This is a genomic window from Vibrio sp. 10N.261.55.A7, assembly GCF_002877365.1.
Taxonomy (GTDB): Bacteria; Pseudomonadota; Gammaproteobacteria; order Enterobacterales; family Vibrionaceae; genus Vibrio.
Window position 1 is genome coordinate 1 of record NZ_MCWZ01000069.1, and the last position, 20,772, is coordinate 20,772.

The following is a 20,772-nucleotide window of genomic DNA, read 5'->3' on the forward strand; positions in this document are numbered from 1 at the left end:
CCCCCGACCCTCTGGTCCCAAACCAGATGCGCTACCAAGCTGCGCTATTCACCGAGACGTTTTGTTTGATTTCTCAAACTGGAAACTTCAAAGAAGCGACCAAAATTAATGGGGTGGCTAACGAGATTCGAACTCGCGACCACCGGAATCACAATCCAGGGCTCTACCAACTGAGCTATAGCCACCACTAATTTTTTATATAACCGCTTGAAAGCGATCATTGAAATAGTGGTCGGTGAAGAGGGATTCGAACCCCCGACCCTCTGGTCCCAAACCAGATGCGCTACCAAGCTGCGCTATTCACCGACAAAGTATTTTTTTACTTGGTTTACGTCAAGAGGGTAACCCTCTTGTCCGCTTATTCCAAGAGCCAGGATGCGCTATAAACAACGCTGTTCACTGACGAATTTTATTTCGATTCTTGGGATATAACTTGAATCAAAACAGGAAGCGATCATTTACTCAGTAAATTAAGCTACCTAAATAATGGGGTGGCTAACGAGATTCGAACTCGCGACCACCGGAATCACAATCCAGGGCTCTACCAACTGAGCTATAGCCACCATTAAATTTTGCCAATATGCCACTTACTTGTGTAAGCATCCGGATGGCGCGCCCGAAAGGATTCGAACCTTCGACCTTTGGCTCCGGAGGCCAACGCTCTATCCAGCTGAGCTACGGGCGCATGCCCTATCGGCGGATGGGAATAATACGTATATCACACTATGTCGTCTAGTACTTTTTCAACTTTTTTTATCGTTTGGCTTCTTTTTGGTCAATAAAAGTGTGACAAAGACCAATTTCACAAATAATAATCATTGGGTAGAGGATAACTTGTTGTTTAATGCAACAAGTTATCAGGATATAATCACCCAATGTTTACATTGATTTAACAGCTTTTAGCGCCATTAAATCATAGCAAAAACTATTAACTATATAATTGGTAAGCATGTACTTACCTTGGGAATTTAAAGTGAGTTTAATGGATATGTCTCAACGAATCTTAACTGTATTGTTCGCGGCTTTATTGTCTTCTACAGCAGCGTACGCAGCAAGTGTTAGCCCAGAAGAATACGATGCCATCGCCGAGCGCATCAAACCTGTTGGTAGTGTCTACCTAGCAGGCAGTGAGCCAGTAGTAGAAGAGCCAACAGGCCCTCGCGACGGTAACACGATTTACGGCATGTTCTGTACTGCTTGTCACAGTAGTGGCGTCAGTGGCGCACCTAAGACTGGCGATGCTGGTGACTGGGGTTCTCGAATTGCTAAGGGTAAAGACGTATTAGCAGAGCACGCAATCAATGGTTTCAACGCCATGCCTGCTAAAGGTGGTTGTATGGACTGTTCAGATGATGAAATCATTGCCGCCATTGAGCACATGATTGAAGGCATTTAATCGCCCTATCCTCATATTTATTGAAAAGGCTTGGTTCATACCAAGCCTTTTCTTTATCTGCTATTTACCTAGCCATAATTATCACCGCTATATCGTTCATGGTGATCTTTTGCTTCTTCTATCTAAGTCATCACTTCTTAAACATCGCACGAAGATTGGCGATATGATTTTGCCCCTTCTCCATTCGCTCTTCCGCTGACACCGGTTTTTTCGTGGATTCCCATTCAATATCATCAAAGGGCAGTTCATCTAGAAAGCGGCTTTGCGAAGGCTTGATCAATTCACCATATTGGCGACGCTCTTTACACATAGTAAAGGTCAGCTCTTTTTGGGCACGAGTAATACCGACATACATAAGACGACGTTCTTCTTCAACGTTATCTTCATCAATGCTGGTTTGGTGAGGAAGAATCCCCTCTTCAGAGCCAAGCAAATAAACATATGGGAACTCTAGACCTTTCGAAGCATGCAGCGTCATTAATTGAACCGCATCGCTGTCTTCATCGTCTTCGCCACGCTCCATCATATCTCTCAGCGTGAGCTTCAATACGACCTCTTTCAAGGTTTTCTCTTCTTGATCGTAGTTGTCGCCCTCTAGGTCAGCCACAATCCAGGAATAGAGTTCAGACACGTTCTTCATTCGCATTTCTGCCGCTTTTGCGCTTGAAGAGGTTTCGTATAGCCAATCTTCGTAGTTAATATCACGCACGAGAGAACGTACTGCTTCTACCGTATTGCCACGCTCAGAATTATCGGCAATAGCGACAATCCATTGCGTAAAACGCTGTAGATTTTCAAGCCCGCGACCTTTTAGATGCTGCTCAAGTCCCATCTCAAAACTTGCGGCAAACAGGCTTTTACCGCGCATATTGGCGTAACTGCCCAGTTTCTCTAATGTCACCGGGCCGATCTCACGGCGAGGCGTGTTCACGATTCTCAAAAAGGCATTGTCGTCGTCTGGATTCACCAACACTCGCAGATACGCCATGATGTCTTTGATCTCGGCACGTGAGAAGAACGAGGTGCCGCCCGATAACTTATAAGGCACTCGGTTTTGCATCAGAGATTTCTCAATCAAACGAGACTGATGGTTACCACGATAAAGAATGGCATAGTCTTTGTAGTGAGTGCGATTTAAGAACTTATGCGCAATCAATTCTCCGGTGACTCGCTCAGCTTCATGCTCTTCATTCTTTGCGAGAAGCACTTTGAGCTTTTCCCCTTCAGGGATCTCAGAGAATAACGTCTTCTCATACACGTGTGGGTTGTTTGCGATAAGAATATTGGCTGCGCGCAAGATACGACACGTTGAGCGATAGTTTTGCTCAAGTTTGATCAATCTTAGGTTTGGGTAATCTTGACCTAGTAACACTAAGTTTTGAGGCTTGGCACCGCGCCAAGAATAGATCGACTGATCATCATCACCGACTACCGTCAGTCGCTCGCGCGCACCCACCAGCAGTTTCACCAGTTCATATTGGCTGGTGTTGGTGTCTTGATACTCATCCACCAACAGATAACGAATGCGATTCTGCCAACGCTCGCGCACCTCTTGATTGGTACGAAGCAGCAGTACGGGCATGGAAATCAGATCATCAAAGTCGAGCGCATTGTACGCCTTCATTTGCTTTAGGTACATCTCATAGCAAAAAGCAAACAACTGCTCTTGCTCGCCGACTGCGCTTGCTTTGACTTGCTCAGCGGTCAGCATGTCATTCTTCCAATTGGAAATGGTGCTCAATAGCTGGCGAAGCAGATCTTTATCACCATCAAGCTGCTTTTCCGTTAACTCTTTTAACAGCGCCATTTGGTCTTGGTCATCAAACAAAGAGAATCCAGCTTTAAGACCAAGCACCTTGTATTCGCGACGGATGATATTAAGCCCTAGCGTGTGGAAGGTCGACACCATCAAACCTTTCGACTCTGATTTGCCCAGAGTTTGCCCGACACGCTCTTTCATTTCGCGAGCCGCCTTATTGGTAAAGGTCACGGCTGCAATATTTCGAGCCTTATACCCACACTGCTGAACCAGGTAAGCGATTTTATTGGTGATCACTCGCGTTTTACCCGAGCCGGCACCCGCTAGTACTAGACAGGGTCCAGATACATATTTTACCGCTTCATCTTGTTGTGGGTTCAGCTTCATGGCGTTCTCTATCGTATGTAAGACATTCATATTTGTATGAGCGGCTATAATAATCCTGCAACTCATCGAATGCTATCTTCTAATTGATAAGATTTTTTTAACAGAAATGGATTTGTTTGTTGCATTGATCACCACTTATTAGGCTATAATGAATGAACGTTCATTCACTCATGATGTCCTATGATAAATAAGCCAACAGATGATAAGCGTCAAAAGATATTACTTGCCGCTGGATCTGTCATTGCAGATGTCGGATTACAAGGATTATCAATGCAACGATTGGCCAAAGAGGCTGGCGTTGCCGCCGGTACAATCTATCGATACTTTGACGATAAAGACCACTTAATTGAAGAACTTAGGTTGCATGTCGCTCAAAGAATTGCTGACGTGGTACAAGAAGACATTGATGAAGCAATGCCTTTAAAAGAGCGCTATCGCAAGATGTGGCTCAATATTTGGAGCCTAGTCGGCTCTGATATTGCAATGCTTAAAAATCGCATTCAATATGATTCAATGCCCATAGGTCACTGCAGCGCAACTCGAGAAGAGGAACGCGGCTTGTTCAAAGAAGTCTTTAATTTTTTTGAACACGGTAAAGAGCAAGGTATTTTTAAACCGCTCGATAATGAATTGCTTTCGGCACTCAGCTTGGAAACAAGTGTGACACTTGCTCGTAAGCATACTTTTGGAATGTACCAACTCAGCGATGATGCGATTGATAAAGCCATCAATGCCAGTTGGGATGCCATAATCAACCACTAACTTCGGAGTTTCAGCAGAATGAAAAAGTGGACTTTCTTTATGCTACTTATCGCCATTGTCTTATTCGGCAGTGTGATAGGCTTTAATATCATCAAGCAGCAAAAAATTGCTGAATACTTGGCTAATCGTCCCGAGCCAGAGTTCCCCGTTACCGCTATTGAAGTTGAAGCCGTAAACTGGGTACCTGTGATTGAAGCGATCGGCTTTATCGAGCCTAACCAAGGTGTCACGATTGCCAATGAAACGAATGGTGTGATTGATAACATCACCTTTGAATCAGGCACACAAGTGGAAGAAGGTCAGCCATTAGTCAGACTGGATTCTGATGTTGAAGTGGCAAACCTAAAGAGTGCACAAGCACGTTTACCTGCTGCCGAAGCAAAGTACAAGCGTTACCAAGGCCTGTATAAGAAAGGATCGATCTCAAAAGAAGCGTACGATGAAGCCGAAGCCAACTATTATTCATTGTCTGCCGATCTTGAGAGCTTAAAAGCATCCATCGATCGCCGCGAGATTAACGCGCCGTTTTCAGGTGTTGTCGGAATACGTAACGTGTACCTTGGCCAATATCTTCAAGCGGGTACAGACATCGTACGTTTAGAAGATACAAGTGTGATGCGCCTGCGTTTCACTGTACCTCAAACGGACATCAGACGAATCCGAATCAATCAATCGGTTGATATTTTCGTTGATGCCTACCCTGACCAACCATTCAAGGGTTCAATCAGCGCGATTGAACCGGCTGTGAGTGTTCAAAGTGGCCTGATCCAGGTTCAAGCTGATATTCCAAACAGCGATGGTCAACTACGCAGCGGTATGTTCGCACGTGCAAACATCATTCTACCCGAGCTCGAAAACCAAGTTGTTGTCCCTCAAACCGCGATTACCTACACGCTTTACGGTGACAATATCTACGTAGTCACAGAGCAAGATGGTGTTCAACGTGTGAAACAGCACGTTGTGAAAATCGGTGAACGCGGTGCCGATGTGGCGCACGTCTTGGACGGTATCGAGATAGGTGATCTGGTGGTAACCAGTGGCCAAGTTCGCTTAAGTAACGATACGAAAGTACGCATTGTCGAGAGCGATGCGACGACGCCTCCTGCTCAAACACCAATGCTGTAACTGGAGTAATTATGCGCTTTACTGATGTTTTCATAAAACGTCCAGTTCTGGCAGTATCGATCAGCTTTTTGATTGCCTTGCTCGGTATGCAGGCTATCTTCAAGATGCAAGTTCGAGAATACCCAGAAATGACGAACACAGTAGTAACCGTTACAACGAGTTACTACGGAGCAAGTGCTGATTTGATTCAAGGCTTCATTACGCAGCCTTTAGAACAAGCCGTCGCTCAAGCCGATAATATCGACTATATGACTTCTCAGTCGGTGAATGGTCAATCGACCATTACAGTGACAATGAAGCTCAATACCGATCCAAACTCGGCTCTGTCAGATGTATTGGCCAAAACCAATTCGGTTCGGTCTCAACTTCCTGGTGAAGCGGAAGACCCAACCGTGACCATGTCGACAGGCTCAACAACCGCGGTACTCTACATTGGTTTTACCAGTGACGAGTTATCATCGAGCCAAATTACGGACTACCTTGAGCGTGTGATAAACCCGCAACTGTTTACCGTTAGCGGTGTTTCTAAGATCGACCTTTATGGTGGTATGAAGTACGCACTGCGTGTTTGGTTAGACCCTGCAAAAATGGCGGCCTTGAACCTCACTGCAACCGATGTGATGGGTGTTTTGAATGCCAATAACTACCAATCAGCAACGGGGCAAGTGACCGGTGAGTTCGTTATTTACAACGGCAGCGCCGATACTCAGGTATCTAATGTCTCTGAACTGGAAAATCTGGTCGTTAAAGGCACGAAAGGTGAGATTATTCGCCTTGCCGATATCGCGAAAGTGACGTTAGAAAAGAGCCACGATGTCTACCGTGCCAGTGCCAACGGGCAGGAAGCTGTCGTTGCGGCCATTAACGCGGCACCAAGTGCTAACCCAATCAACATTGCAGCCGATGTACTTGACCTTCTTCCTACTCTAGAGAAGAACCTGCCAAGCAACATCTCAATGAACGTGATGTACGATTCGACCATTGCGATCAATGAATCTATCAATGAGGTTATCAAAACAATCCTTGAGGCTGCACTCATCGTATTGGTCGTGATTACCTTGTTCTTGGGGTCATTCCGAGCGGTACTGATTCCTATTGTTACTATTCCACTCTCATTGATTGGTGTGGCGATGGTGATGCAGGTGATGGGATTCTCTTGGAACTTGATGACTTTGCTGGCAATGGTTCTGGCTATCGGTCTCGTGGTGGATGATGCGATCGTTGTTCTCGAGAACGTGGACAGACACCTTAAATTGGGTGAGTCACCATTCAGAGCCGCGATCATTGGTACACGAGAAATTGCGGTTCCGGTTATTGCCATGACATTAACGCTTGGCGCGGTATACGCACCCATCGCGATGATGGGTGGTATTACAGGCTCACTGTTTAAAGAGTTCGCACTAACACTCGCAGGCGCTGTATTTGTGTCTGGTATCGTCGCATTAACGCTTTCTCCAATGATGTGTTCGAAAATGCTTAAGGCAAATGAAGAACCAAGCAAGTTTGAGAAAACCGTGCATAGCATACTCGACCGAATGACCAACCGTTACTCTCGTATGTTGCGTGCGGTTATGGCACATCGACCGGTTGTTATTGGCTTTTCAGTGATTGTTTTCTCTGTCTTGCCCGTGTTATTCAGCTTTATCCCAAGTGAGCTTGCGCCATCGGAAGATAAAGGGGTAATCATGTTAATGGGTACAGCGCCATCAAACGCGAACCTTGATTACATGCAAAACACCATGAATGACGTCAACACTATTTTGTCTGACCAGCCTGAAGTGTCCTTTGCTCAGGTATTCACTGGGGTTCCAAACGCTAACCAAGCCTTTGGTATTGCCTCTATGGTGCCATGGAGTGAGCGTGAAGCAAGCCAGGCTGAAGTGGCCAATCGCGTAGGCGGTCTGGTAACAGCGGTACCAGGAATGGCAGTCACTGCGTTCCAGATGCCAGAGCTTCCAGGTGCTGGTTCAGGCCTGCCGATTCAGTTTGTTATCACAACACCAAACAGCTTTGAAAGCTTGTTTACTGTCGCGTCAGATGTTCTCGCAGAAGTCACGGCAAACCCTATGTTTGTCTACTCAGACTTAGACCTTAACTTTGACTCTGCAACGATGAAGATCAACATCGACAAAGACAAAGCGGGTGCGTACGGCGTCACCATGCAAGACATTGGCATTACGCTAAGTACTATGATGGCGGATGGTTACGTAAACCGTATCGACCTTAATGGCCGTTCATACGAAGTGATTCCACAGGTAGAGCGTAAGTTCCGCTTAAATCCTGAATCGATGAACAGCTACTATGTACGCGCAGCGGATGGTAATGCAGTGCCACTTGGCAGCTTGATTAACATTGATGTGATTGCAGAGCCTCGCTCGCTACCTCACTTCAACCAGTTAAACTCAGCAACCGTTGGCGCGGTACCTGCTCCAGGTGCGGCCATGGGTGATGCGGTCAATTGGTTTGAGGGCATAGCAGCAGACAAACTACCAAGCGGTTATAACCACGATTACATGGGCGAGTCTCGTCAATATGTAACGGAAGGTAGCGCTCTGTATGCGACCTTCGGTCTGGCACTGGCGATCATCTTCTTGGTATTGGCGATTCAGTTTGAATCGATTCGAGATCCATTGGTTATCATGGTGTCGGTTCCACTGGCTATTTGTGGTGCTTTGATTGCATTGGCTTGGGGCGCTGCCTCAATGAACATCTACTCACAGGTTGGTTTGATTACACTGGTTGGTCTTATTACCAAGCACGGTATTCTTATCTGTGAAGTGGCAAAAGAAGAGCAACTGCATAATAAGAAATCGCGTATTGATGCCGTGATGGAAGCCGCTAAGGTTCGTTTACGTCCTATCCTGATGACGACGGCCGCGATGATTGCGGGTCTAATTCCATTGATGTACGCAACAGGTGCTGGTGCCGCTCAGCGATTCAGTATCGGTATTGTTATCGTTGCCGGTCTTGCCATTGGTACTCTGTTCACGTTGTTCGTACTGCCAGTGATCTACAGCTACCTTGCAGAGAAACACAAACCTCTACCCGTTTTTGTTGAAGATAAAGACTTGGAAAAGCTAGCTCGTATCGATGAAGCAAAAGCCGCTCAACGAGAAATATCAAACCCAAGCTAATGGGTTAATCTAATCTCGGCTTTATAAGCTACTGTTCAAAAAGGTCACTTCGGTGGCCTTTTTTATTGTCAGTCGCTTTCCGGCACTTGAACATTTTTTCCACCAACTAGCGACTTTTTCACTCGGTTTAAATAGAATAGTGACAAATTAATAGGAGTTTTAGCCCGTATGTTTGATCCAAAAAAATTAGAGCAAATCGCTAAGCAGATTCATGATTCAATGCCAGCCCCTGTTAAAGAGCTTGGCGCAGACGTTGACCAGAAGGTTCGCCAAGTCATTCAAGGCCAACTAAACAAATTAGACGTAGTCAGCCGCGAAGAGTTTGACGTTCAGACTCAAGTACTGCTTCGTACTCGTCAAAAGCTAACAGAGATGGAGCAAAAGCTCGCTCAACTTGAAGAGAAGCTCGCGGATAAGTAACCACTTACCTCTCCTCTTCATTAAGATCTAAAAAGGGCTTAGTCATCACTGACCAAGCCCTTTGTATTTTTCATCTAGAAGGATTATTTGAAGCTATAGAGCTTAAGATCGAGGCGGAAACACGGAGTTTACGAGAGTAAATGAGCACCTTCGACACAGAAATTAGGCTCTAGAGCAATAAAATTAGCCGCCTACTGCGATGTTCTTCATATCCGTCATGTACCCACGTAGCTCTTCACCAATGTATTCAACTGGGTGGTTACGGATAGCATCGTTTACTGCGATTAGCTTGCCGTTGTCTACTTGGTTAGATGTTTCACCTAGACCACGACCGATTACGTCAGTAGCTACTGAAGGCATGAACTTCTCACGTAGAAGCGGTGTTGCCACGTTAGCGAATAGGTAGTTACCGTATTCCGCTGTATCAGAGATAACTACGTTCATTTCGTATAGACGCTTACGAGCAACCGTGTTTGCAATTAGCGGTAGTTCGTGTAGTGATTCGTAGTATGCAGACTCATCGATGATGCCTGATGCTGTCATTGCTTCGAATGCTAGCTCAACCCCGGCACGTACCATCGCAACCATTAGGATACCGTTGTCGAAGTACTCTTGCTCTGAGATTTCTACATCAGACGCTGGGTAGTTTTCAAATGCCGTTTCGCCTGTCTCTTCACGCCAGCCAAATAGGTTTACATCATCGTTCGCCCAGTCAGCCATCATCGTGCTTGAGAATTCACCCTGGATGATGTCATCCATGTGCTTGTTGTAAAGTGGACGCATTAGGTCTTTCAGCTCTTCAGACAGGTCGAATGCTTTGATTTTTGCTGGGTTTGATAGGCGATCCATCATGTGAGTGATGCCACCAAACTTAAGCGCTTCAGTGATGGTTTCCCAGCCGTACTGTAGAAGTTTACCTGCATAGCCTGGTTCAATGCCGTCAGCAATCATCTTCTCGTAAGAAACGATAGAGCCCGCTTGAAGCATGCCACAAAGAATTGTTTGCTCGCCCATTAGGTCAGATTTCACTTCTGCAACGAATGAAGACTCTAGGCAACCTGCACGGTGACCGCCAGTACCAGCAGCCCAAGCTTTAGCAATGTCCCAACCTTCGCCCTTAGGGTCATTTTCTGGGTGAACTGCGATTAGCGTTGGAACACCAAAGCCACGTTTGTACTCTTCACGTACTTCTGTACCTGGACACTTAGGCGCAACCATTACAACCGTTAGGTCTTTACGGATTTGCATGCCTTCTTCAACAACGTTGAAACCGTGTGAGTAACCGAGTGCTGAACCCTCTTTCATTAAAGGCATAACTGTTTCAACAACGTTTGTGTGTTGCTTGTCTGGAGTCAGGTTTACGACTAGATCAGCGGTTGGAATTAGGTTTTCGTAGCTATCGACTACAAAGCCATTCTCTTTCGCGTTTTTGAACGATTGACGTTGCTCGTCGATCGCCGCTTGGCGTAGAGCGTAAGAAACGTCTAGACCTGAATCACGCATGTTTAGACCTTGGTTTAGGCCTTGAGCACCACAACCTACGATGACTACTTTTTTACCTTTTAGGTAATCCGCTTCTGTTGCAAACTCGCTGCGGTCCATAAAACGACAACGACCTAGTTGGTCTAGTTGCTCACGTAGATTTAAAGTATTGAAATAGTTAGCCATGTTGGGCGCTCCTTGTTGATTCTTCCGTAATGGTCGGCGCGTTATCGCCGAATGAGTTCATACTAAAGCAGACATTTAGTTGCCGAAAGTGATATATTCACAATTAGTAATTGCAATAAATGCAACATGATATCTTTTTAAGGTGACCTATTTATGAATATTAAACATCTGCAAATGTTCATTCACCTGTGTGATAGTAAGAACTTCAGCAAAACCGCTTCTGCAATGCACATCAGCCCTTCCGCACTGAGCCGCCAGATACAAAAGCTGGAAGAAGAAACAGGGCAAAACCTGTTCTTACGTGACAATCGAAGCGTTGAGCTGACACCATCAGGAAAGCAGCTTTTGCCCGTCGCAATGAAGATACTTTCCGAATGGCAACAGTATAATTCTCAACTTAAAGGGCATGAGTTGGAGCTAAGAGGTGAGATAAGGTTGTTCTGTTCAGTCACGGCGAGTTATAGCCATTTGCCTGAATTGCTCTCAGAATTTCGACTTCAGCACCCTTTTATTGAATACAAACTCTCAACAGGCGACCCGGCTCAAGCCATCGATATCATTTTAAAAGATGAAGCGGATATAGCCATTTCAGCCAAGCCAGATCAGCTACCTGCAAGGATAGAGTTCGAAACCATCAGCGAAATCCCGCTTTCTGTCATCGCGCCCTCTGGCGTCAGCAGTTTTGCTGATCAACTTCAAAGCGATAAACCCGATTGGCCTTCGATTCCATTTATTGTGTCGGAAGCAGGAACAGCTCGAGATCGCGCCAACGCCTGGTTTAAGAGCATGCGTATCAAGCCCAATATTTATGCGCAAGTGTCTGGGCATGAAGCCATTGTGAGTATGGTGGCGCTGGGTTGTGGAGTGGGCATTGCGCCTGACGTGGTCATCAACAACAGCCCAGTGCGAGAAAAGATTCAGCGTCTTAAGGTTAAGCCGATTAAGCCGTTCGAACTCGGCGTGTGCTGCAAACGATCTCAGCTAGATAACCCACTGGTAAAAGCGCTGTGGGATGTAGCGGCGAAGAAATACATTGCTCCTTGATACCCAATTCATAGCTTAGATACCCGTTTATAAGAAGCCAACGATTTCTATTGCTCAAGATATGTATTGGTTACTTTAGAAGGCGGAAAACAAAAAACCACGCTGCTGCGTGGTTTTTCAATTTGGCTTATCTGAATCAGATAACTCTTGAGAACTGCTGTTGACGCGCTCTATCACGTAGGTACTTATCGAAACACATACAGATATTACGAATCAATAGTCGACCACGCAGTGTGACGCGAATCTCGCCCTCATCCACCTCGACCAGTTCATCATCGATAAACGTTTGTAATAGGCCAAGGTCTTCTTTGAAGTATTGATTGAATGTCACCTTAAACTCGGACTCAATCATGGTCTTATCGAGTTTAAAGTTACAGATAAGCTGTTTGATAACCTCACGGCGCAGTAAGTCGTCACTATCAAGGGCTACCCCTTTCCATAAAGCATGACGAAGTTCATCAACTTGAGCGTAGTATTTCTTTAGCTCTTTGTGGTTCTGCGCGTACGCATCACCAATCATTGAGATAGCAGAGACACCAAAACCGACTAAGTCCGCTTCACCTTGTGTTGTATAGCCTTGGAAGTTTCGATGCAACACGCCTTCTCGTTGAGCAACGGCTAGCTCGTCATCAGGCAGTGCAAAGTGATCCATTCCTATAAATTGATATCCAGCACCAGTCAGTGTCGCAATGCTGTCTTGCAGTATCGACATCTTTTCTTCGGCTTCTGGCAAGTCTTCATCTTTGATTTTACGTTGAGCTGCAAACAATTGTGGCATGTGCGCGTAGTTGAAAACTGACAAACGACCAGGCTTCATTTCTAACACTTGAGCCAATGTTTCTGCAAATGACGCTTTGGTTTGCTTCGGTAACCCGTAGATAAGATCCAAGTTAGTCGAGCGGAAGCCAAGTTCTTTTGCTCGTTCAACCATGGCGATAATGAATTCTTCATCTTGCTCACGATTGACCAGCTTCTGCACTTCTTTATTAAAATCTTGTACGCCAATACTCAGTCGGTTAAAACCTTCGCCACGAAGGTGATCAAGCATATTGAGCTCAATCTCACGCGGATCAACTTCAATACTGATCTCAGCGGTCTCTACAAATTGGAACTCACCACGCAAGATGGCCATTAAGCGGCTTATTTGCTGCTTTGATAAGAATGTTGGAGTACCACCACCAAAATGCAGCTGCGTCACCTTACGATCTTGGAGCAATGATGCACGTTGACGAATCTCATGCTCAATGACATCAAGATATTCATCGGCTTTGTGAGCATGACGCGTGATCACTTTATTACAGCCACAGTAATAGCAAAGTTTGTGACAGAAAGGGATGTGAACATAAAGCGAGAGCGGACGCTCTGGATATTGAGTGCACGCCATGTCGTAATCTGCGATGGTAAATGCCTCGTGAAATTCCAACGCAGTTGGGTACGAGGTATAGCGTGGTCCTGAATAGTTATATTTATCTAAGATGGCTTGATCCCAGACAATTTGCTGATCGGGTACGACTTGCTGCGACATGGTGATTTTTCCGTTTCTAACTGTGATCGGCGTGGATATTGCGATGACTGGCTATTTTGCCACATCACTCTGGCTTGCGTAGGAAAGCCAAACACATTTTCGTAAGAAAATTTCAGAACTGCTAGCTCGATCACTCACTCCAAAGAGTCAGTGACCGAACCAGGTTAGATTTGCTGAATAGATATCTGATTATTCAATGGCTCAACATGTAGTTTCAGAGCTTTAAGCTCGTCGACTATCGCTTCAGCCATTTTTACTTCTGCTTTATGGCGGCGGAGGTTCTGTTCCATCTTTTCTTTCTTGGCGAGAGACTGTCGCTCTTCACCACGAGCCATATCTTTAACAACATGATAAAGCTCAGAAAGTGCCGGAAATTTTTGATCAAAATCGATACGTTCATCACCTTGGACGTAATCCATGATGCTGTACACACGAATACTGATTTCCGACAAATCACACTGACCTTGAATGCCAATTAAGCAAAGTGCACTCACGTTCTCATAGATATTCGCATTGCGCTTCTCTATGGCTAACTTTTGCTGTTGCTGCTGCAATTCCTTTTGCTTCTTTACTTGGAGCAGAAGGTAACCTGCATAGCATGCTAGCCCAGCAATAATGACAAGTCCTATCGTGGCTAATAAGGTTACATTCATGATCTAATTACTCTTTAAAATCTTTCAGATCCATAGACTCAAATTGAGAAAGAAGATCTTCATCTGAAGAAGGGTTATTGCTCTTATGCTCAATCACGGGTTCAACGAATGTCTCTTCATCAAACTCTTCATCTTCGTCTTCTTCAACGAATAAGCCTAGCTGCTTCATCAATACTTCAATACGATCCAGTTTTTCATCGACCACTTTCTGTAAGCCTGCGCCTAGGTTCTCACCATTTTCGAGGCGATCAAGCAATACATTAAGCTGTGAATCTGTCTCTAGCATTTCAAGTTCTTTTTCAGCCGAAAGCTTACGCTCTTGCTTGCTAGGTTTCTTTTTGTCTTCAACAACTAAAGCAATTTTCTTTTTGCTGCCTAAGCGAGGATCGCGCTTCTGACGCTCTTGACGAAGCTGTGCTTCAGAAGCTTCAGAGTTACGGTTGCCCGTCTTTAACCCTTTGCGGTTCTTTTTACGCTTGCGTAAACGGCCTTCAACATCCGATTCACTGCGATTACGAGTAACGTTTTGCTCTGGAGCGCCTAACGCTCCTGGCTTTCTAGATTTCTTACTACGACTCATTACTGGGTCTTCCTCAGTAAAATTACATCATTTCCAACAAATTCAAGTTCGAGCTTATCTCGCTCAGCCAAATACTCAAAGGTTTTACGGCTAAAGAAGATGACATGCGTCAGGTCGTTCTTATAGTGCCAGTTTTTGAACGCTTCAAGGTCAATAACCATCTTGGTCATTAGACCAATCCAGCCATGAGGCTTAACCAAATTTAACCATTGCTGCCACACTAAATCAGGCTGATAAACATGCTCGATGACTTCTGTGGCAGTGATAAAATCATATGTCTTTTCTAGTACCGACTTATCCGGATGATAATAGAGATCATACAATTCAACGCTGTAGCTATTCTCTTGCAACATTACGGATAATGTTGGGCCAGGGCCACAGCCAAAATCTAACCCATGAGCGTTAGATGGGATTCTTTCCATTAGTGGATTTGCTATTCGCGATAAAAATCGGCGATACCCTGCATCACTCGGGTCGTTCTCATGTAGATCGTAGTGTGCTTTTTCCGCTTTTGCATCTAAGCGTTGTGTCGGGTCAACGAACACCAAATGACATTCTCGACATTGTAAATAAGCGCGGTGCTTATCCTCAAAATAATGATGAGTGTCTTGATTGTGGCATAAAGGGCAGTTGTGCATGCATTCATCCTCAAACAGGGATGCGAAACATACCAGAAAGTGTGATCAGAGTGGAGTGAAATTGTGCAATTAAGCGGCGAATTAGTGAAATAATTGCTTTTTAGAAGATAAAAAAGCGATAGGTTTCCCTATCGCTTTCAAAGTGCCAAGGTTTGGCAAATTTGTACGCACTCAGTTGGTGCTCAACTATCCTGTTGTTATTGATGCTTTCCCTGCAAAACTTTTGTTCTTCATCATCCTGATGAATTTTAATAATCCTTTCGACTTCCTGTTTCTGGGCTATCCATTAGCCTGATCCATTTCAGTGTCTCTCCTTGAGACCAGTCGATCATCCTTATCCAGCCAGCTCCTAGCTCGCCACTATCCTTCGTCCAACTTTCAGGTATTCCATACCTGCTTCCTTGGAGACCGCCTTGGTCTAAAATCCGTTTCAGCGTCCTGCTGATGCGAGTAATTTACGCTTTTCCTGTTGGGATACAACACGGTCATTTCAAACTTTTAATAACGTATTTTAGGAGAATTAATAAGCATTTTATTTTCAAACAGTTAAGGATACCCACTCTAAAAATTTCACGTTAACTATGGCAAATATCTTACAAGTTAGGCAGCAATTTGGGCTGTGAGTGACTTGTCATGAAGAGTACAAATCACATACAGGTACAAAAAAGCCCTAGCATGAGGCTAAGGCTTCTTTTAAATCGAGATTTGGCGCCACTCTATTAGTGCAAGCCACCAACATACTGAGAAAGCACTTCGATATCATCATCGGTAAGCTTCTTCGCAATATCGCGCATCATCTCATTCATATCGTTGTTACGTGAACCATCGCGGAACTTATAAAGCTGCGACTTGATGTATTCAGCGTGTTGACCCGATATTTTAGGGAATCCAGATAATTCGGTACCATTACCACGAGGGCCATGACAAGCAATACACGCTGTAATACCACGCTCGATATCACCAGCCGCGTAAAGTACTTTGCCCGCCTCTACAACGTTTTCAGATGTCGTATTCGCGGCAATAGGTAATGACGCATAGTAAGCAGAGAGATCAGCAATATCTTCATCGCTTAATGCCATCGCCATTCCACTCATAACAGGGTCCATACGACCTTGTTTGCCACCACTAGTCATACCTAAACGCAAGTCTTTCAACTGCTTCTCTAGGTATTTTGCATGCTGACCAGCAAGACTTGGGTACATGGCGAGTTGGCTGTTACCGTCAGCACCATGACAGGCACCACATGTTATCGATTTTGTTTTACCAGCTTCTATGCTGCCTTGAGCCCAAACAGAGCAGCTGGCTAAAAGACTCAAGATTAGCGCTAATTTCTTCATGACATTCCATTATAATTATATATAAAGCTTCCAGTACCACTCTGTGTTGCCACTCATGGTATAATAGGCGATCATATGCCGAGCGCAGTTATTTTACACAATTTCACAAAAAAGTAATCAATCGACTACACAAAGTCGAGATGGAGTTAACAGTGAGCGTAAAAATTCATTACCAAAACACGCATTTTATTACCAGTGCGCCAGATATTCGTCATTTGCCTGAAGACGAAGGGATCGAAGTTGCGTTCGCAGGTCGTTCTAATGCGGGTAAGTCTAGTTCTCTCAACCGGTTAACTAACCAGAGGGGCTTGGCGAAAACCAGTAAGACGCCTGGGCGTACTCAGCTAATAAACCTATTCAAAGTTGACGAAGGTTGCCACATTGTCGACTTACCAGGGTACGGTTATGCGCAAGTACCACTAAAACTCAAAGAAAAGTGGCAAAAGTCACTGGGTGAGTACCTACAAAAACGCAAATGCTTAAAAGGGCTGGTGGTTCTGATGGATATTCGTCACCCGATGAAAGATCTCGACCAACAACTGATCTTTTGGGCAGTTGAGTGCGGCATTCCAGTGCAGGTTCTGCTCACTAAAGCAGACAAGCTGAAGACGGGAGCCAGAAAAGCTCAAGTGCTGAAGATTCGTGAATCTTCGGTTGGCTTTGGTGGAGATGTGCAAGTTGACGCCTTTTCTTCGTTGAAAGGTATTGGTGTTGATGTGCTACGTAGTACGTTAGATCGCTGGTATGCGCCTGCTTTTGCAGCAACGGATGACGAATTGACCGATCTCGTTGACGGTGAAGAAAACTCAGCAGAGACCGATTCGCTTTAAGCGTTCATTAGCAACGCTATAACCGACTTTGATCAAAGGCTTCTATTTATGAAGCCTTTTTTAATGCCTGACTATTAATAAAGGGTTAGGGACACTAGCCAATCACATCGAAGTACAAATAAAAATCCCCACCTAGATAGGTGGGGCAACGGGAGAGAAATATTACTCGTTATTATTATGTAGTAAGCATCCTCTATCACGCACTACTTTTCAACCGCCTGACACTCACAATCAATGAATAGTTATTGACCCACACCAACGCAAACTATTGATTTTAAGTCATAAATCAGTCAACCCATAAAATAACAATGCTTGTTTTTTCAAAGAAATTAATAAAAATGTGAGTGATATAAAATTACAGTTAGGTACTAAACAACCACGTAAACATCGTGGTTCAATATTGAAGAAGAAGAGATTGGAATCAGAAAAAAGCGGGAAAGTGATGAGGAATAAAGTTTTCTTTGCCACAAGAAAAAACGCCCCAGTCAAATACTGACTGGGGCGGCTGAATCAGCCTAATCCAATAACGTGAAACAAAAGGTCTGAAAGATAGAACATCTTACCTCTGTACCCTACGAGTATTAATGTACAACAATTGGTCAGAAATGAAAACTTTTTTTGTAGTTTTTTTTCAGTTACTTTTGTTTTGCATACAACTCACCTATTTTGATTACATCTTTTTTTACGGATATAAAAAAGCCAGCGTTTGTGCGCTGGCTCATACTATTATTGTTAATTGCATCAAAAAGTGTCTAGTGAGCCTGATCCCAGTTGTCACCGTGACCCGCTTCTGCAATTAGAGGAACATTTAGCGTTGCTGCTGACTCCATCAATTGTTGTACTTTACTTTCAATTTCGCCTAATACTGACTCTTCGACTTCTAAAACCAGTTCATCGTGCACTTGCATTAGTAATTTTACGCGACCGCTATCTTGCGTTTGAATCCACTCATCAACAAGTAACATCGCTTTCTTAATGATATCAGCGGCAGTGCCTTGCATAGGCGCGTTAATCGCTGCACGTTCAGCCGCCTTACGACGCATGCCGTTACGAGACTTGATCTCAGGTAAATGCAGTCGACGACCAAAGATAGTCTCGACATAACCATTCTCAGTCGCTGCGCTGCGAGTATCTTCCATATACTGCATCACACCAGGGTAACGTTCGAAGTAAGTGTCCATATATCTCTGAGCTTCACCACGAGCAATGCCGAGCTGCTTCGCCAAACCAAACGCGCTCATGCCATAGATTAAGCCAAAGTTAACCGCCTTCGCTTGACGACGTTGTTCGCTGCTGACTTCTTCAATCGGTACACCAATGATTTCTGCGGCCGTTGCTGCGTGAATATCTTTGCCTTGTTGGAAAGCATCAAGCAGAGCTTTATCACCAGAAAGGTGCGCCATAATACGCAGTTCAATCTGAGAATAATCGACAGCAAGAATCTTGTGCCCATGAGGTGCAACAAACGCCTGACGAATGCGACGCCCTTCTTCATTACGAATTGGAATGTTCTGTAGGTTTGGATCCGTCGACGACAAACGCCCCGTTGCTGTCACCGCTTGGTGATAAGAAGTATGCACACGCCCAGTTTCAGCATTAATCATCTTAGGCAGCTTGTCAGTATATGTAGACTTAAGCTTTGCGAGGCCTCGATATTCAATCAAAACCTTAGGGAGCGGGTAATCCAACGCGAGCTCTTGCAACACCTCTTCATTGGTTGAAGGCGCACCCGATGGCGTCTTCTTAATAACAGGCAGGCCCATTTTCTCAAACAGTATTGCTTGAAGCTGTTTCGGTGAGCTTAAGTTAAACTCTTGCTCCGCGATCTCGTAGGCCGTCTTCTCAAGTTCATCAAGACGTGCCGCTATCTCTTGAGATTGAGCACCAAGCATCATGTCATCAACAAACACGCCCGTGCGTTCGATGCGAGATATCGCAGGTACCAACGGCATCTCAATATCGTCATAGATGGCTTTGAGTTTTTCATCTTTTTCTAGATGAGACATGATTCGATTGTGTAGGCGCAGCGTCACATCAGCGTCTTCCGCTGCGTACGGCGACGCTTGCTCAAGATCAATCTGGTTGAAGGTTAATTGCTTTTTACCTTTACCAGCGATCTGTTCAAACGAAATGCAGCTGTGTTGCAGGAAGCGCAGTGCCAAGCTATCCATATCATGCTTACCACCAACGCTATTTAACACGTAAGAAGCAATCATAGTGTCGTGCTTTATGCCTTTCATGTCGATGTCGTAACGCGCTAAAACACTCGCATCGTACTTGAGGTTTTGCCCCACCTTCGCTTGATTATCATCTTCTAGAATTGGTTTGAGCTGTTCTAGAACCCAATCTCTATCCAATTGCTCGGGTGCGTCGAGGTAGTCATGCGCTACAGGTACGTACGCAGCAACCCCTTCTTCAGTGGCGAAAGAGAGGCCAACCAAGTTTGCGACCATATAATCCAGACTATCTGTCTCGGTATCGAACGCAAACAGTGCTGACTGCTTCAATTTATCGATCCAAACCGCGAAGGTGTCTTTATCTAAAATCGTTTCGTACTGGCTGCGATCAATGTTCACGGCAGGGTTATCCAATTCGACATTTTGCGCTGGTGCAGAGGAAGCACGTACTGCGCCTGATTTCTCATCCGCCTGTACAACGCCAGTCCCGCCTTCAAGAAGTTCGTTTAACCAAGATTTGAAGACCATTTGGCCATACAGCTTGATCAGCTCATCTTTGTTCGGCTCTGATTTCACTAGCGATTCTGGTGTCTCTTCTAACTCAACATCCAGTTTGATCGTCGCAAGCTTGTACGACATATCGGCATTGTCTTTATTATCGATCAGCTTTTTCGCCATGGTTTTAGACCCACGGAAGCCTAAAGCAGCGATGTCATCCAAGTTCTCGTAGATCTTCTCAATACTGCCGATCCCTTGAAGCAATGCTGTCGCAGTCTTATCACCCACCCCTGGAACACCTGGAATGTTATCGACTTTATCACCCATCAAGGCTAAGTAATCGATGATCAACTCTGGTGGAACACCGAACTTCTCAACCACGCCTTCGGTATCCATCACGACATTCGTCATGGTATTGATCAGAGTGACGTTCCCATCAACCAGTTGGGCCATATCTTTATCACCCGTACTGATCAAAACTGGCATACCCAACTTCGACGCTTGAGAAGCCAAGGTGCCAATGACGTCATCCGCTTCTACGCCCGGAATAGAAATAAGTGGCAGGCCCATTGCACGGATCACATTGTGCAATGGCTCGATCTGACTGCGAAGATCATCAGGCATCGATGGACGATTTGCTTTGTACTCTGGATACATATCATCACGGAAGGTTTTCCCTTTCGCATCAAAGATCACGGCGATACGCTCTGAAGAAAACTGGCGCATCATGCTACGTAGCATATTCACAACACCATAGATAGCGTTCGTTGGGATTTCCCCGTTCGTCATGGAGTCTGGGTAGGCATGAAATGCACGATAGAGATAAGAAGAACCATCAA

Annotated in this window: 15 protein-coding genes and 4 tRNA genes; 7 read left to right on the forward strand and 12 right to left on the reverse strand. The window is 45.0% G+C overall.

What is annotated here, in order from left to right; all coding sequences use genetic code 11:
- Positions 1 to 109: 109 nt before the first annotated feature.
- The 4 genes from BCU12_RS05400 to BCU12_RS05415 form a co-directional block, all read right to left on the reverse strand.
- Positions 110 to 185, reverse strand: a tRNA-His gene (locus BCU12_RS05400).
- A 44-nt stretch (positions 186 to 229) separates the two neighbouring features.
- A tRNA-Pro gene (locus tag BCU12_RS05405) sits at positions 230 to 306 on the reverse strand.
- A gap of 181 nt (positions 307 to 487) precedes the next feature.
- Positions 488 to 563 (reverse strand) — tRNA-His (locus BCU12_RS05410).
- A 45-nt stretch (positions 564 to 608) separates the two neighbouring features.
- Positions 609 to 685 (reverse strand) — tRNA-Arg (locus tag BCU12_RS05415).
- Positions 686 to 982: 297 nt separating this feature from the next.
- Between BCU12_RS05415 and BCU12_RS05420 the strand changes: the two genes are divergently transcribed.
- On the forward strand, positions 983 to 1,396 hold the full coding sequence (locus BCU12_RS05420; protein WP_102403335.1) for a cytochrome c5 family protein: 414 nt from the start codon (positions 983 to 985) through the stop codon (positions 1,394 to 1,396).
- Between the two features lie 130 nt (positions 1,397 to 1,526).
- On the opposite strand, the gene rep is transcribed toward BCU12_RS05420, so the two are convergent.
- Complete coding sequence (rep, locus tag BCU12_RS05425; RefSeq protein ID WP_102403336.1) at positions 1,527 to 3,542, reverse strand: DNA helicase Rep; 2,016 nt, start codon at positions 3,540 to 3,542, stop codon at positions 1,527 to 1,529.
- Between the two features lie 180 nt (positions 3,543 to 3,722).
- On the opposite strand from rep, the gene BCU12_RS05430 reads away from it, so the two are divergent.
- The 4 genes from BCU12_RS05430 (at position 3,723) to BCU12_RS05445 (ending at position 8,983) form a co-directional block, all read left to right on the forward strand.
- Positions 3,723 to 4,304: a TetR/AcrR family transcriptional regulator gene (locus tag BCU12_RS05430; protein WP_102403337.1), complete on the forward strand. Its 582-nt coding sequence runs from the start codon at positions 3,723 to 3,725 to the stop codon at positions 4,302 to 4,304.
- A gap of 18 nt (positions 4,305 to 4,322) precedes the next feature.
- Complete coding sequence (locus tag BCU12_RS05435; protein WP_102403338.1) at positions 4,323 to 5,429, forward strand: efflux RND transporter periplasmic adaptor subunit; 1,107 nt, start codon at positions 4,323 to 4,325, stop codon at positions 5,427 to 5,429.
- Between the two features lie 11 nt (positions 5,430 to 5,440).
- On the forward strand, positions 5,441 to 8,563 hold the full coding sequence (locus BCU12_RS05440) for a multidrug efflux RND transporter permease subunit (RefSeq protein ID WP_102403339.1): 3,123 nt from the start codon (positions 5,441 to 5,443) through the stop codon (positions 8,561 to 8,563).
- 168 nt (positions 8,564 to 8,731) lie between these two features.
- Positions 8,732 to 8,983 carry an accessory factor UbiK family protein gene (locus BCU12_RS05445; protein ID WP_102403340.1) on the forward strand — a complete coding sequence of 84 codons (252 nt, stop codon included), beginning with the start codon at positions 8,732 to 8,734 and terminating at the stop codon, positions 8,981 to 8,983.
- Between the two features lie 183 nt (positions 8,984 to 9,166).
- On the opposite strand, the gene ilvC is transcribed toward BCU12_RS05445, so the two are convergent.
- Positions 9,167 to 10,651: a ketol-acid reductoisomerase gene (ilvC, locus tag BCU12_RS05450; RefSeq protein ID WP_102403341.1), complete on the reverse strand. Its 1,485-nt coding sequence runs from the start codon at positions 10,649 to 10,651 to the stop codon at positions 9,167 to 9,169.
- Between the two features lie 153 nt (positions 10,652 to 10,804).
- On the opposite strand from ilvC, the gene ilvY reads away from it, so the two are divergent.
- Positions 10,805 to 11,695 carry an HTH-type transcriptional activator IlvY gene (gene ilvY, locus BCU12_RS05455; protein ID WP_102403342.1) on the forward strand — a complete coding sequence of 297 codons (891 nt, stop codon included), beginning with the start codon at positions 10,805 to 10,807 and terminating at the stop codon, positions 11,693 to 11,695.
- Between the two features lie 136 nt (positions 11,696 to 11,831).
- On the opposite strand, the gene hemN is transcribed toward ilvY, so the two are convergent.
- The 5 genes from hemN to BCU12_RS05480 form a co-directional block, all read right to left on the reverse strand.
- Positions 11,832 to 13,220, reverse strand: a complete 1,389-nt coding sequence (gene hemN / locus BCU12_RS05460; RefSeq protein ID WP_102403343.1) for an oxygen-independent coproporphyrinogen III oxidase — start codon at positions 13,218 to 13,220, stop codon at positions 11,832 to 11,834.
- 164 nt (positions 13,221 to 13,384) lie between these two features.
- Positions 13,385 to 13,873, reverse strand: coding sequence for a DUF2489 domain-containing protein (locus BCU12_RS05465; RefSeq protein WP_102403344.1), 489 nt, complete (start codon positions 13,871 to 13,873; stop codon positions 13,385 to 13,387).
- A gap of 7 nt (positions 13,874 to 13,880) precedes the next feature.
- Positions 13,881 to 14,453: a Der GTPase-activating protein YihI gene (gene yihI / locus BCU12_RS05470; protein ID WP_102403345.1), complete on the reverse strand. Its 573-nt coding sequence runs from the start codon at positions 14,451 to 14,453 to the stop codon at positions 13,881 to 13,883.
- Positions 14,453 to 15,091 (reverse strand): class I SAM-dependent methyltransferase, encoded by a 639-nt coding sequence (locus BCU12_RS05475; RefSeq protein ID WP_198599260.1) that lies wholly within the window; start codon positions 15,089 to 15,091, stop codon positions 14,453 to 14,455. The genes yihI and BCU12_RS05475 overlap by 1 nt, the downstream gene beginning before the upstream one ends.
- A gap of 719 nt (positions 15,092 to 15,810) precedes the next feature.
- Positions 15,811 to 16,428 carry a c-type cytochrome gene (locus BCU12_RS05480; RefSeq protein ID WP_102403347.1) on the reverse strand — a complete coding sequence of 206 codons (618 nt, stop codon included), beginning with the start codon at positions 16,426 to 16,428 and terminating at the stop codon, positions 15,811 to 15,813.
- Between the two features lie 152 nt (positions 16,429 to 16,580).
- Here BCU12_RS05480 and yihA point away from each other — a divergent pair, with 152 nt between their 5' ends.
- Positions 16,581 to 17,258 carry a ribosome biogenesis GTP-binding protein YihA/YsxC gene (gene yihA, locus BCU12_RS05485; RefSeq protein ID WP_102403348.1) on the forward strand — a complete coding sequence of 226 codons (678 nt, stop codon included), beginning with the start codon at positions 16,581 to 16,583 and terminating at the stop codon, positions 17,256 to 17,258.
- A gap of 752 nt (positions 17,259 to 18,010) precedes the next feature.
- Here the strand turns inward: yihA and polA are convergent.
- Positions 18,011 to 20,772: DNA polymerase I (polA, locus tag BCU12_RS05490; RefSeq protein ID WP_102403349.1), on the reverse strand; the 2,762-nt coding region annotated here is incomplete at its 5' end.